Source organism: Amycolatopsis halotolerans (genome assembly GCF_042647905.1).
Classification (GTDB): Bacteria; Actinomycetota; Actinomycetes; order Mycobacteriales; family Pseudonocardiaceae; genus Amycolatopsis; species Amycolatopsis halotolerans.
This window is the reverse complement of sequence record NZ_JBHRWI010000069.1, coordinates 14,850-28,387: the sequence shown is the minus strand read 5'-3', so window position 1 is coordinate 28,387 and position 13,538 is coordinate 14,850. Positions and strand designations below refer to the sequence as shown.

The 13,538-nt window shown below is 68.4% G+C and carries 11 protein-coding genes; 7 read left to right on the top strand and 4 right to left on the bottom strand.

Translation table 11 applies throughout. From position 1 onward, the window contains the following. Positions 1-144: 144 nt before the first annotated feature. Together ACFORO_RS41500 and ACFORO_RS41495 are read left to right on the top strand one after the other, a co-directional pair. Entirely contained in the window at positions 145-2,244 is a 2,100-nt protein-coding gene (locus ACFORO_RS41500) for an ArnT family glycosyltransferase (protein ID WP_377875825.1), read from the top strand. Positions 2,245-2,502: 258 nt separating this feature from the next. Further along, positions 2,503-2,871 carry a hypothetical protein gene (locus ACFORO_RS41495; protein ID WP_377875829.1) on the top strand — a complete coding sequence of 123 codons (369 nt, stop codon included), beginning with the start codon at positions 2,503-2,505 and terminating at the stop codon, positions 2,869-2,871. 493 nt (positions 2,872-3,364) lie between these two features. On the opposite strand, the gene ACFORO_RS41490 is transcribed toward ACFORO_RS41495, so the two are convergent. After that, positions 3,365-3,820, bottom strand: coding sequence for an anthrone oxygenase family protein (locus ACFORO_RS41490; RefSeq protein ID WP_377875831.1), 456 nt, complete (start codon positions 3,818-3,820; stop codon positions 3,365-3,367). 110 nt (positions 3,821-3,930) lie between these two features. On the opposite strand from ACFORO_RS41490, the gene ACFORO_RS41485 reads away from it, so the two are divergent. Continuing rightward, entirely contained in the window at positions 3,931-4,680 is a 750-nt protein-coding gene (locus ACFORO_RS41485) for a TetR family transcriptional regulator (RefSeq protein WP_377875834.1), read from the top strand. Between the two features lie 1,234 nt (positions 4,681-5,914). Here ACFORO_RS41485 and ACFORO_RS41480 read toward each other — a convergent pair. Next, positions 5,915-6,340: a nitroreductase family deazaflavin-dependent oxidoreductase gene (locus tag ACFORO_RS41480; protein ID WP_377875836.1), complete on the bottom strand. Its 426-nt coding sequence runs from the start codon at positions 6,338-6,340 to the stop codon at positions 5,915-5,917. Positions 6,341-6,357: 17 nt separating this feature from the next. Next, positions 6,358-6,819 carry a VOC family protein gene (locus ACFORO_RS41475; protein WP_377875838.1) on the bottom strand — a complete coding sequence of 154 codons (462 nt, stop codon included), beginning with the start codon at positions 6,817-6,819 and terminating at the stop codon, positions 6,358-6,360. A 71-nt stretch (positions 6,820-6,890) separates the two neighbouring features. Between ACFORO_RS41475 and ACFORO_RS41470 the strand changes: the two genes are divergently transcribed. After that, the gene (locus ACFORO_RS41470) at positions 6,891-7,646 is read left to right on the top strand and encodes a TetR/AcrR family transcriptional regulator (RefSeq protein WP_377875840.1); all 756 of its coding nucleotides are present in this window, start codon (positions 6,891-6,893) and stop codon (positions 7,644-7,646) included. Positions 7,647-8,273: 627 nt separating this feature from the next. Here ACFORO_RS41470 and ACFORO_RS41465 read toward each other — a convergent pair. Then, positions 8,274-10,028: a hypothetical protein gene (locus tag ACFORO_RS41465; protein WP_377875843.1), complete on the bottom strand. Its 1,755-nt coding sequence runs from the start codon at positions 10,026-10,028 to the stop codon at positions 8,274-8,276. A 545-nt stretch (positions 10,029-10,573) separates the two neighbouring features. On the opposite strand from ACFORO_RS41465, the gene ACFORO_RS41460 reads away from it, so the two are divergent. From ACFORO_RS41460 to ACFORO_RS41450, 3 genes are read left to right on the top strand one after another with little or no spacing between them, the layout of a single operon-like run. Then, complete coding sequence (locus tag ACFORO_RS41460; RefSeq protein WP_377875845.1) at positions 10,574-11,263, top strand: response regulator; 690 nt, start codon at positions 10,574-10,576, stop codon at positions 11,261-11,263. Further along, on the top strand, positions 11,260-12,714 hold the full coding sequence (locus ACFORO_RS41455; RefSeq protein ID WP_377875847.1) for a sensor histidine kinase: 1,455 nt from the start codon (positions 11,260-11,262) through the stop codon (positions 12,712-12,714). Before ACFORO_RS41460 ends, ACFORO_RS41455 begins: the two co-directional genes overlap by 4 nt. Continuing rightward, a complete protein-coding gene (locus ACFORO_RS41450; protein WP_377875849.1) occupies positions 12,714-12,851 on the top strand; it encodes a hypothetical protein in 138 nt (45 codons plus the stop codon). The genes ACFORO_RS41455 and ACFORO_RS41450 overlap by 1 nt, the downstream gene beginning before the upstream one ends. The last annotated feature ends 687 nt before the right edge of the window (positions 12,852-13,538 follow it).

Here is a 13,538-nt window from a genome sequence, read left to right as displayed (position 1 = left end):
TTAACGAAGAGCCAGGTTTCGCACTGCGGTGTGGCGGCTCGCCGAACGTCGCGGTAATTGCCGCTGCTGATCTCGAAGCCGCCCCTGAGTGGCGTGTGGGTGTCGGCGCCCTCGTCCAGCTCGACGGATCGAAGAGGTGACAGCATGAGCGCGACGATCGGCAGATCGTCCACGGGGGAGTCCGCCCCGGCGGCCCAGCGCAGGGTCCGCTGGCCGGTGCGCTGGCCGGAGTGCGCGCTGGCAGGCATCGTGGCGCTGTCGGTGGTGCTCTACGCCTGGCGTATCGGTGACGAGGGCTGGGCCAACGCCTATTACTCGGTCGCCGCGAAGTCGATGTCGCAGAGCCTGACCAACTTCCTGTTCGGCGCGTACGACCCTCTCGGCGCGGTCACGGTGGACAAGCCGCCGATGGCGTTGTGGCCGCAGGTGTTCACGGTGTGGGTGTTCGGTTTCCACGGCTGGGCTGTGCTGCTGCCACAGGTGCTCGAAGGCGCGGCAGCGGTGTTCCTGTTGCATCGTGCCGTGCGTCGCTGGGCAGGAGAGAACGTGGCCTTGCTGGCCGCGCTGGTGCTGGCGTTGACTCCGGCGACTGTGTCGATCAACCGGGACAACAACCCGGACACCCTGCTGGTGCTGTGGTCCGTCGCGTCGGCCTACGCGGTGACGCGCGCCGTCGAACCGGGGATTCCCGATCGCCAGGCCACCCGATGGCTGGCCTGGTCCGCCTTCTTCCTCGGGTGCGGTTTCCTCACCAAGATGCTGGCCGGCTGGATGCCGGTGCCCGCCGTGGCGCTGGCCTACGCCGCCGCGCGCGACACCGGCTGGGGCAGGAAAATCCGCGATCTGCTCGTCGCCGGGGTGGTGCTGCTGGTGTCCTCGGCATGGTGGGTGGCGCTCACCGGGCTATGGCCGCGGCCCAAGCCCTACGTCGGGGGCAGCAGCGACGGTTCAGCGCTCGATCTGGTTCTCGGGTACAACGGGTTCAGCAGGATCGTCGGCCTGGGGAGCGGCGGCGATCCCGCCGCGAGCCAGGCACCGGAGCTGTCGGGCGGGGTGCCTTCGCCGTTCGGCGGCGATCCGGGACCCGCCCGGTTGTTCAACGCCTCGGTGGGCGGGCAGATCAGCTGGCTCATCCCGTGGTGCGTGCTGGTGCTGATCGTCGTGGCGGTCACCGGCGCGGTCCGGCTTCGCCGCCGGGAACCCGCCGATCTTCGCGGACGGTCCGGCTGGTGGTTGTGGGGTTCCTGGCTGGTGATCTTGAGCGCGGTGTTCAGTTCGCAGGAGGGAATCTTCCATCCCTACTACACCACTCAGCTGGCCCCGGCCGTCGCGGTGCTGGCCGCCGCCGGCGCGGTCAGGCTGTGGGCGCTCTACCGGAAGCCCGGGCCGTTCTGGTTCCTGTTGCCCGCCGGGCTCGCGGTCACCGCGGTATGGGCGTGGGTGCTGGTGAACCGTGAACCTGACTGGCACGGTTGGGTGGGCTACGCGGTTGCGGCGCTCGCGATCCCGGCTGTCTCGGGGTTGCTGATCGGGCGATCCAGAGCGAGAGCGGTGCAACGCCCCGCGGTCGCCTTGGGCCTGATCACCGCCCTGCTGGCACCGGCCGTGTGGTCGGCGGCCAAGGCAGGCGACACCGGCCGGGGGCTCGGCGGGGGCTCACTGCCCAGCGCCGGTCCGCCCGGGTCGATCTTCGGCGACCTGCAGGAGTTCGCCGCCTCGCCGGAACCTGCTCCCCAGCAGGGATTGCTGGACCGTCCAGGAGTGCTGCACGCATTGCGCACCGGCACCATGCCGAACGGGTTCCGGTTGGACGAGGCCGACCTGCCCGGGGAATGGCGCAAGATCGCCGACTATGTGCATGCCCACGCCAACGGCGCGCCGATAGAACTGGCCGTGGAGGGCGGGGCCGTGCTCACCGGTCCGTTCCTGCTCGACACCGAGGTCAACGCAGTCGCGCTGGGCGGATACGTCGGCCTGGACCGGACACCGACCGCGGCGCAGCTGTCCGCCTGGCAGGCGAAGGGCAAGCTGGCCTTCGTGCTCGGACTCGACCCGAAGTCGGAACAACTCCGCTCGTCCGGCAGCGGCATCGCCGGCGACGAAAACAACATCTCCGAGCGGGACAAGTGGACACGGCAGCACTGCACGACGGTGCCGCCCGCCGCATACGGCGGCGGCACGAAGCCCTTGCCGATCGTGAGCGAATTCGGCGGCAACCGGATTCTGTACCGCTGTGCCAGGTAAAGCGACCGGCGCGGGCCGCATCCCTGTCAGGTTTGGATGTCGCCGGAACAGGCTGACCGCGTACGTTCTCGAGTGCGATTCTGTGCGTTATCTGCCCGAGCCGGATCGCGCTGAACTGTCATGAGACGGCGAAAGATCGCGCCCGGACCGCTGCTCGGCGAGGAATCAGGCTGTCCCGACAAGCGTGCTGCTCCGGGACGGCCGCGTTTCGCCGGCCTGGGCCGAGGTATGCCCCTGGAATGAGCGCGGATCCGGCAGATGCGAGGCACCGTGACGGGATCGAGCAACCGTGGGGCGGCAGGACCTCGTATCAGCCGGGCCAGTCGTGGCCGCCGCGACGACGAGAACGTCGCCTGTGCCGCCGAACACGACGCCGCCACCGAGGGTGAGGCCCGCCGCTGGATCGAGCAGAACCTGCCTGCCGCCGCGATGCCGGACTGGGTCCACCAGCGTCCCCATGGCACCGCCGGAGCCTTCCTTTTCGCCACCTACGCCGAGGGCATCCGCGTCCATGACGGGCCGGGCGAATCACGTTGGGAGAACTACCCGGACGACGCGCCGGAGCACACCGCCGACCTCATCGACGGCACCGTGCGCTGGTGGCCAAGCGAGGACACGCAGCGCTAGCCACGCACCGCGCGGTGGGAATCGTCGTGACGGTCCCGCTGCCCAGACTGCTGCCGATGGCACCCGGCGGATCGGAGGCGGCACGCCTCGCGATCGTGCGCGGCAACTCGGGCTAGGGCAAGGCCTCCGTCGCACTGGCCGTCCGGTCACACCTCGGCCGGACCCTGCGCCGGCGATCCGAAAGTCGAGACCCCAGCGATGAGTCCGTTGCATCCTGGCGTCGCTGCGGAGATCAACCAAGCTCATTGCGCGTGCGCTTTGATCGAGGACGTCGGGGTATGGATGACGGCTGGGCCGACGTTGTGGTTCTCGCCGAAGTCGAAGCCCCGCAACGTTTTCTCGCGCGGGCACGCGGCTGTTTGATGCGGCGCTCGGAGCGGCAGTTGCCGGGTCGTCGTCAAGCGCCGACGTCGCCCGCGGTCGTCGAAGACGGTGTTGTGCGGCTTCCGTTTTCGGCGGGGAACGTCAGCTCGTGCCGATGAGCGGGCGGGTGTCATGCGGCCAGAAAGAACAGTCCGCTGGCGATGAGCGCGGCGCAGAGGCGGACGGCGTTCACGCGGTGGAACCTGCTGATGACCGAGCGCACGTCCGCGGGGGTCGTTGCCAGGTCCCATCGTGACACTGTTGTGTAGATGGGCAGGTTGAACACCGCGGTCCAGAGGAAAAAGCCTGTCAGGAAGACGCCGCCGGCGGTCATCGCGCACGCGTACTTGGCGGCGGTTGGGGCGCCGAGGAATCCGAGGGCGATCGAGCAGGCGATGGGGATGATCGTCAGTGTCGACAGGATCCGGTTGGTGGCCGCGTGGCGAAGGAAGTCCTGCAGGTTCCGCGCGGCGTCGTCGTCGGCTTGACCGCGCCACATGGCGCGCATGACGCTCAGCAAGGTGGCCATCAGCCCGACCAGCATGGCGGCGGCGAGGATCGCGGCGAAGATCAGGACCTGGTACATCGGACACGCTCTTTTCCGAATGAGGCGGCCAGTCCTCGATCGCCTGACCGTCGGTCAGGGAAATCTAGCACGCGAGTGACCGACGGTCAGGATGACGTACAGTCGTGCGCGTGGACGAGGAACATGCGCCGGACACCCGCTCGCGGATTCTGGAGGTCGCCGCCGACCTGTTCCTGCGCCAGGGCTACATCGAGACGTCGTTGAGCCAGATCGCCAGGAGACTCGGGTTGACCAAGGCGGCGGTCCTGTACCACTTCCCGGCCAAGGACACGATTCTGACGGAGCTGGCCGAACCGATGCTGGCCGAATTGGAGGGCGTCCTGGACGCGGCCGAGGAGATGGAGCCGGAGAGCGCCCGATGGGCGGTGGTCGAAGGAATTCTGGATGCGTCCTTCGGGCACCTGCGGGTCTTGGCGATCGCCAACGCCGCCTGGGTGGCGCGAGATCCGGTATATCGCCGGGTGGTGGCCATCAACAACCGGGCATCGCGGATCATCGCCGGCCCCGGGGCCGGCCTGCGCGAGCGCGTGCGAGCCTCGGCCACGCTCGCCCTGCTCGCCCGCCCCGCGCTGTTCCACCAGGAGGACCCGCCGCAGGACGTGCGCCGGGAGGCGCTCGACGCGGCCGCCCGACTGCTCTGCGACATCGGCGACTCTGCGGTGCCGTCGCCAGTTCTCCCGCACAGCCGGACCGACCGCCGCCGCGTGATGACCGCCGACCGGATGGCCGCGGCCAGGCGCCTCCAGGCCGCCGGGACCCACACCGTGGCGGACATCGCCCGCATGGTGGGCGTGTCCAGGGCGACGGCGTACCGCTACCTGACGAGCGATCCCGCTGAGCCCCGGCGTTCCTCGACGTGAGACCAAATGAGACAAGATGTGAGACGTGAGACTGCCGCTCCGGTCGCATTGCCCCGCGTGGTCCCGCAAATAGGCGGGGTTGTTGCGGGTGCCCAGATGCCGAGATCATCAGGGCCAAGCACTCGCACACGTCGGAGGGCAACTCCTCCAACCCGGCTGCTGCCCCCGCCTCACCACCCGCCTGAACTCGTCTGTTCGCGAGAGTCACAAGCGTCCGGGGTTGTCGCATGGTCATGGCCGAGCAGTCGCAACCCGTCGGCGAGCAACCCCTCCGGCCGCCGGAGCGCGTTGTCCGCATCGCCCGCCGACTGGCCACATTCGAAGCTTTGGCGAAGCCAACCTGTTCAGCGCCTGGAGCAGATGCGCAACCGCGGACACGCCGTCTATCGTCTGCCGCTCATCAACCTGGCTGACGATCCCAACGGCGGGATCTGCCCAGAAAATGATCTTTGGCCGGCGACATAGAGCATCAACGACAGCTGCGCCTCGGCCGGCGACTCGAACCCGTGCATTCGTCCGGGGCTGGCCAGACGCTCCAGCCCCGGACGATGCCGTGAACCCCGGGTGCCGCGAGAACCGCCGTGCCGGCTCTCGCGCAGCTGTCGACACCCCGGAAGGTTCCTCCGAGCCGGGACCGATACGCCACCGCCGCCCCGTCGGACCACCGCCGGCCACCGACGCGGGAAGTCCTCCGGTCGCAACCGGGCACAGCCGTCAACGGACGAGGACTCGCTCCGCCCCGGCTGCACGCGTGCGACCACGCTGGTGCCTGCTCGCCCACCACCGCGCCGTCCAAGCACACCGCGCCGAAGCCGGCAGACGCGACGTCAGCTATGCCGGCAATTGCCGGTGTTCCATGCCGTCTGCCGCCTGCGCTCGACGAGGAACAGCCACGTCGGACGTCACGATGATGCCAACTGGCACCTGCTGTCACACGGTTTGCGGCTGGCCACGCTGTCTGTCATCTGACCGCCATTCTCTCGTCGCCGGGGTGCCGGTTGTCGGGGCCGGCTTATGGAACTGCGGGTTCGCGAAGGAGCGCGGCATGCCGTCGCGGGGTTGCTGCTTTCTGGTTGCTGTGCACGGGTTCCGTCGTTCCGAGCCGGCAGCCGGGCTCGCGTTGGATGTGTCGCTGTCGTCGTCGCTGGTCTGCTGGGGATTTTCTCCGAGGTTCCGTGCGCGGCTGGCCCGGGTCGAGAGCGCTCGGCTGAGGTTCGGTGTCGGCACTGTGCGATCACTCGCCGGTTTGGGGGTGCAGTCGCACCACTGGGATGTCGCGGGAGGTTTTGCGCTGGTAGGCGGCGTAGGGCGCGAAGACCTCGACCAGGTTTGGCCACGCGTCGGACTTCTCCTCGCGCGACAGCGTGCGGGCGCGGACGGCGAACCGGTCGGTTCCCACCCGCACCTTCACGTCGGGATGCTGCTGAATGCTGAGATACCACAGCGGATGGCTGTCGGCGCCGCCGTTGGACGCGACGACCAGGTAGGCCCCGTCGTCCGGGTGGTAGATCAGCACGGTGCGGCGCCACTGGCCGCTGCGCCGGCCGCGGTAGTCCAGGAGCAGGCAGGGCGCGCCGTTGACCGTGGTTCCCTTGGCGCCCTCGGACTCCTCGTACAGCCGTGCTTGCCTGGCCACCCATCCGACCGGGCTGATCCGCACCTCCGCTCCGGACGGGTTCACCGGGTGCCGAACCAGGTCGCCTGCGCGGCTTCGAGTCCGGCGGCGGCCTCCCAGTCCTTGACGGGCTGGGAGAATTCCCACTGGTAGCCGAAGGGGTCGATGCACTCGAACACGCGGTCGCCCCACGCCTGGTCCGCCGGTTCCGCGGTGACTGTGCACCCGGAGGCCCGGCAGTACTCGTAGCTCTCGGCGAGGTCGTCCACGCCGAGGCCGATCGCCACGCCGAGCCCGCGCGGGCCGGCCTGGGTCTGCCGCTCCCGCTCGCTGTCGGGGAAAGGCATGCCCGCCAGGGCGTCGACGATCAACTGCACCTCGCCGCGCCGGAGGATCGTCATCACCGGCCGGCCGTCGGGGCCGGGCACGCCGCCGACCTCGTCGAAGTCGAACCCCCGGTAGAAGCGTGCGGCGGCCTCCACGTCGCCGACCCGCAGACCCACTCGAAACGATGCCGCAACCATCTAGACCTCCATTTGGGTACACCATACGCAAACTCTGTGCGTACAGTACACGCAAACAAGGGAGGACGCCTGTGGCCACGTCCGCCGGTCCCGGTGACCCGGTACGCACGCTCGAACTGCTGTGGGACGCGCGACCCCACTCCGGCCTCGGCCGCAAACCCGAGCTCAGCCTCGACCGGGTCGTCTCGGCCGCGATCGAACTCGCCGACGCCGACGGGCTGGACAACCTGTCGATGCGCCGGGTCGCCGAGCGGCTCGGCGTCGGCACGATGTCGCTGTACCGGTACGTGCCCGGCAAGACCGAGATGCTCGACATCATGGTCGACCGGGTCAGCGCCGAGATCCGGTACGGCGACGGAAGCCGCGGTCGCTGGCGTGCCCGGCTGGAGCAGGTCGCCCGCGCCAACCGCGCGCTGTTCGAGCGCCACCCCTGGCTGCTGCCGCTGTTCCCCCGGCGACCGCCCCTGGGACCCGGCGTGATCGCCAAATACAACGCCGAACTGGGCGCCGTCGCCGGGATCGGGCTGACCGACGTCGAGATGGACTCGGTGCTGACCCTCGTCCTGGAATACGTCCACGGCGCGACCGCGAACCTCGTCGAGAGGAGGAAATTCGCCGCGCACGCCGAACACGGCGACGACCAGTGGTGGTCCACCCTCGCCCCCCACCTCGAACGGCTGCTCGACCACCGGCGCTACGCCTTGGCGATCCGCGTCGGCACCGCCGCGACCACCCACTACAACGGCGTCCACGACGCCGAACACGCCTTCGAATTCGGCCTCCAGCGCGTCATCGACGGCATCGAATCATTCGTGAACGGCAAATAGCCGCGTTTCCGGTCGCGCTCGGCACGGTGCCCGGGGCATCCCGCACGCGAACACAGCCCGCTTGCCGACCCGGCCACGCTCTCGTCGACGGCGAACGGACGTCACCGGAGCCGCTCGCACTCGCCGCGGCATCAGCGATCGTCACGTCGAGACGTCACGAGCTGGCCGCCTCAGTTGCCCCGCAAGCGCCAATGAACCCGAGCGCGGCCGCCCCCACCATGTCGTGAACGTCAGGGCGCGGATGCGACTGGCGACAACTAGCTTGGCCAGTCGGCGACAACTGCGGTGTCGAAGCCGCCATGCCAACGCTTGCGGCTACAGGCGATAGGTGTCACTTGCCGGAGGCGCTTGCCACTGTGTGGGTGGCACGGCCTTGTGCGTGTTGGCCCGCCTCGCGGGGCGAATCGCCGCGCCGCCGTGCGCGGCTGACCGACCACGGCGACAGCGACTGGACGTCAGCTATTGCCGATTGCCGTGTGTTCGCGCAGTGGATGATCGTCGTCAGGCGAGTGTTTGCTGCGCTATTGGGGTTGTCGTGCGGGGCAGGCAGATCGGCGGGTGTGCTCATGGCTGACACCGAGGTGTCGCTGAGGACTCGTTGGCGGTGGCCAGGTGCTGATTCCTGGTTCACGGTCGTCCGCAGAATTTTCGCTCGGCTTCGAAGGGGTCCGGGGGAATGGTGACCCGGGTCCGGTGCCAAGCGCCGGTCAGGTTGTCCCAGAAGCGCTTGAACGTCAACGGTTCTCGTGCGGATTGCTGGATCTCGGCGAGGTCCCCGCAGCTGAGTGCGTGCCGCGCCGCGATCACCTGTTCCGAGGTGACGGTGCCGGATACCGCGAAGTTTCCCGAGGGGTGGGGCGGTGCCGCCGGGGCGGCGTAGTCGGCGAGCAGCCAGGCGTTGCCGAGGGGTTTCGAGTGTCCCGGTTTCACCGTCGGGAATTCGAACCGGGCACCGATCGGGTTGGCCAGGCCCCAGAAATCGACGATCCCGACGTCAGTGGGCGCGAGCATCCCGGCCGTGCCGAGGTACACGCCGACGACCATGGCCTTCTCCGCAATACCCGTGCGCATGGGCGTGGTGATGATGTCGTTGCCTGGGCCCAAACCGTGGTAAATCAGTGCTCGATGCCCCGAAACGGCCTCGGCCGTCACGACGTTCTTCAGTCTCTGGAGCTGCTGAACGTAGGTCGCGGAATCCGTGGGATGCGAGCTGCCGGTCCAGGCGACGTAGTACGCACGCTCGTCGTCGATGCCGTGCACGGAGCCGTCCACCGCCGGATACCGGCACAAGCCCGCGCAGAGGGACGCCCAGACAACCACGACCACCACGGCTACACCCGCGTTCTTCGAACGGGAAACCACGAGGACAGGCAGCAGGATGAGGAACAGGGCCGGTAGCGCCATGCGCGCGTGCATGTAGTCTCCGCCGACCTTCACTACGTACGCTAGGTGCAGCGCACCCGCCACTACCGGGGCGAGCGCCACCATCAGATCGGTGCGCCTGCCGCCCAGCCGATGCAGCAGCCCGGCGAACACGAACATGACCACGGCCAGCGGCAGCCACAACAGATAGGGACCGGCGAAATCCGCGACGTAGGCGAATCCGCGCGGCCACATCGACTCGCCCGCGTTCTTCGTGAGCGCGGGCATCGGAACGACGATGCCGTAGAAGCCCATCCGAAAGATTTCATAGGCGACCGGCAGTGTGGCCGCGGTGCCGACGGCACCCAGGGTCAAGCGCCAGCCGGGCCGGACTGTCAACCACAACGCGGCGAGGAACACCGCGGCAACCAGTGCCTGGTCCGGCCGTACCAGCGGGCCGAGCCCGATCGTGAAGGCCGCGAACAAGAGCGCTTTCGTCGAGCCCCGCTCGCGCAGCCGTACGAGAAGCCACCAGCTGGCCGCCATCCAGAATGTGTTGAGCCCGGTCTCCAGGCCGGAGGTGGCGTACTCCCAGACGGGCCGCAATCCCAGCAGCACGAGGACGCCACAGGGCAGTAGCACCGTCGCGTGACGTCGGCTGTGCAGCCGCCGCGCGGCATCGACCGCGAGGCCGAACCCGACCGCGGTGAGCACAAGACCGAGCACCCACGAGATCGTCGAGGTATCCGGCTGTCCGAAGAGGAATCCGGCCAGCGCGAGCAGCCACTGCCAGAGTGCGCTGGTTGACGTCTCCGCCCGCTCGCCGATCTGGTAGACAGGTCCGTTTCCCGCGAGGATCTGCTCCACCGCACGCGTGAAGATCAACGCGTCGTCGCAGATCCAGCGCGTCAAGTACCCCAGCACCGCGATGAGCAACGCCGAGCCCGCAACGACTGTCAGATTCCAGCGAGTTCTCGTCGCCTTCGAATCGCGGGCGGCATTGACCGCGGCAGGTGCCACGGATACAGCGGTATCCATAGAAGATTAGCCCTTACGTTTCGAATCGAATTCCGGTTCCCGAGTTAATTCACGAGCGCGGCCGGTTTCCCCGATGGGCTGGATACCGCTCGCGCACCGTATGCGACGACCGCTCCATACTGCCCAGCTGCAGCGCCCGCACTGGTCCTGGCAGCAAGGTCGTCATCGCTCAGCTCTTCAAGGAATCTCTCGGAGTCCAGGCTAGGAAAGGATCATGTGCCTGCCGCGATCGAAGATCGACCATTCCGCACGGTTCTGTGATCGAGTTGCTCGCGTCGTGACATACGCCAGGAATGCCTTCGCATGCAGAGCTTCGGCAAGGCCGTGGCGACGTCCGGTTCGGACGGGCATGCGTCGAAGTCAGCGCCACCGGCGAAGTGACAGGGACTGCCTGGAGCCTTGAACCCGAGAACGCGGATGTTTTGTAACGAAACCGCACGACACCGCCACGGTTGCGCACGAATTCACCGCGCACGCGCCCCAGCGTCCCTAGAATCGGACACGAACTTGATCTTTGGAGGGGCCCTATGCCGCGACTCCTGCTCGTCGAGGACGACCGGGCATTGGCCGAAGCACTCACGCTGGCGCTGGAAGCGCTCGGGCACGACGTCGTCGTGGCGCCGACCGGGGAACGAGCGCTGGAGGCGCTGTTCACCGACCGGCTCGAATTCGACTTCGTGCTGCTCGACGTCATGCTGCCCGGGATGGACGGCTTCGAGGTTTGCCGCCGGATCCGCGCCAGGAGCAGGCTGCCGCTGATCCTGCTGACCGCTCGCGGTGACCCGATCGACATCGTGGTCGGGCTGGAATGCGGTGCCGACGACTACGTGGTCAAACCCGCGGAACCGCGGGTGATCGACGCGCGGATCAAGGCGGTCGGCCGTCGCGCGGTCACCGCCGCGGGTCCGTCGGCGGGCCTGCTGCGGGCGGGAAGCCTGGAGATCGACGTCGGGGCGATGAGCGTGACCCGGGCCGGTGCCGAAATCGCGCTCACAGCCACCGAGATCCGGCTGCTCGTCGAGTTCGCCGAGCAGCCGAACCAGGTGCTCAGCAGGCAGGCGCTGCTGAAGCGAGTGTGGGACTACGGCTACGTCGGCGACTCGCGGATCGTCGACGCGGCGGTCGCCCGGCTGCGGGCGAAGATCGAGGACGACCCGGCGAATCCGGTGGTGCTGCGGACGGTGCGCGGGCTCGGCTACCGGCTGGTGAACCCGTGAAGCTGCCGGCCTTCGGGCTCCGGGTGCGGATCACGGCGGCAGTCGTGCTGGTGACGACGACGGCGACCGCGGTGATGGCCTTCGCAGCGACCAAGCTGCAGGAAGACGACGCGATCGCCGGATTCACCTTCGCCGCGCAATCGTCGGTCAGCGCCCTTTTCGACAAGACATGGCCGGTACTCGAACAAGCGATGGCGGGCAACGGCACCGTGACGGATTTCGCGCGTGCGATGGATGGCAGGACGACGGAGTGGGCACTGTTCACCAAGAGACCCGACGGCTCCGCCGAGCTGGTGGACTACGGCGCGCACAACCTCTGGTGGGCCCCGAAACCGGTTCCGATCCGCGTTTCCGACCGGGAAAGCGTCGTGGCCTCGGTCGCGAACAGGGTCTTGGTCCGCACAGGCAAGCCGGCGGACCTGCTGACGGCGAGCACCGTTGACCCGGCGACCGGCCGGGACGTCCTCGTGGTCAGCGGAAACTTCGTCACCTACTGGATGGTGCAGTTCTTCGACCTCACCCCGCTCGAACAGAACCTGGCCGCACAACGGCGGAAGCTGGCCTGTCTCGCCCTCGGCGTCGCCGTTTTCGGTGTCGGAGCCGCCCTGCTCGCCGCCCGGTACATCCAGCGCCCGGTCCGTCGGGTCGCCTCCGCCGCCCGTGAACTGGGCGACGGCGCCTTCGACGTGCGCGTGCCGGTCAAGGGCCGGGACGAACTCGCTGACCTCGCCGCGTCCTTCAACTCCATGGCGCAGCGCGTCAGCGAGTCGGTCGGGGAACTACGCGCCAAGGACCGCCAGCAACAGCGGTTCGTCGCCGACGTGGCCCACGACCTGAGGACCCCGGTCTCCTCGCTGGTCGCCACAGCCGACACCCTCGACAGCGCCAGCCACGAGACCCGGACCCGGGCGAAGCGGCTGCTCGCGACACAGGCCCGGCGGCTGGCGAAACTCGTCGAGGACCTGATGGAGATCTCCCGTTTCGACGCCGGGTCCACGGACTTCCGCCCCGAACCGGTCGATCTGCCCGAACTGGTGGAGGACGCGATCGAGGTCAGCGTGCCGGGCACGGAGGTCCGGGCCACGGGCACCGGCGACACGACCGTGGTCGCCGATCCGCGCCGCGTCCACGCCATCGTGTGCAACCTCCTGGTCAACGCCGTCCGGCACGGCCGGACCCCGGTCACCGTGTCGATCCGCGGCACCGCCGCCGACGTAGCGATCGCGGTTTCCGACTCCGGCCCGGGCATCCCCGAGGACCTGCTCCCCATCCTGTTCGACCGGTTCGTCCGGGGCGATCACGCGCGCCGGGAGACGGAGGGAAGCGGGCTCGGACTGTCCATCGCCAGGGAGAATGCGCTGGTCCACGGTGGTGACCTCACTGCGCACAACGACGGTGGCGCCGTCTTCACTTTGACGCTCCCACGGCGTGTGGCGGGCCAATCAGGGTGATGTCAGAGGGCGCGCAGCTGTCGAAGCACGCCATCGGGACGTGCGTGGGAACGCTGCAACCGGTGTGGTATCTGCTGCTGGGACGCGAGGTGGTCGACAAGACGGCGATCGACCAATCGCCCGCACATGCCGCATAGCGCGCCTACGGGAGCACGGTATTCACCGATCGACAGCGCGATAACCTGTTCCACTTCTGCGCTGCCGTCGGTGACTCCGCCACTGGCAATCTGGTGGTCCGCAACGAGGCAAGCACTAGGGCATCGAGCGGCGGCCAGGCTTGACCGCGAGGAACGCCATAGCGCGGTTGAACCTCAGCGATATTGATCATGACAGGCGATCAACATGTGCGTTCAGAATCCACGAACAAGTGCGGTCAAAACTCGCGGACGCCATCGCCGGGCATTTCAGCGGTTGGCTTGGGCAACGATCAATGCGAGCGGGTTCGGGCGAGGGCGCGCGGTCGACGTTGCCATGCGGGTAGTCCCGTGCGCGGATAACCGCGAGAACGGCGGGGTTGAGCACTATCGACCGGATGCTCACCCCCCGGAAGCCGCGCTGATCGTGGCGGAGGGCGAAACGTGTCGCTCCTGCAACTTCCCTGCGACGCGTGGGGGCTGTTGGCCGTGGCGGTCGACATTGCCCGTGCCACGGGAGAACTGGATCTGTTCGCCGGGCAACTGCTGGCGGCGGAACCCGACGCGCGTCGCCACGACGGCGACGTCGTTGTGCAGCTGATCCCGGCGGCCGGCCGCCTGGGAGGGTCTCGCCGATGTGAGGATCCTGGCCGCCTCTGGCGGTGCCTGGGAATGTGCCGAGACCGCGCG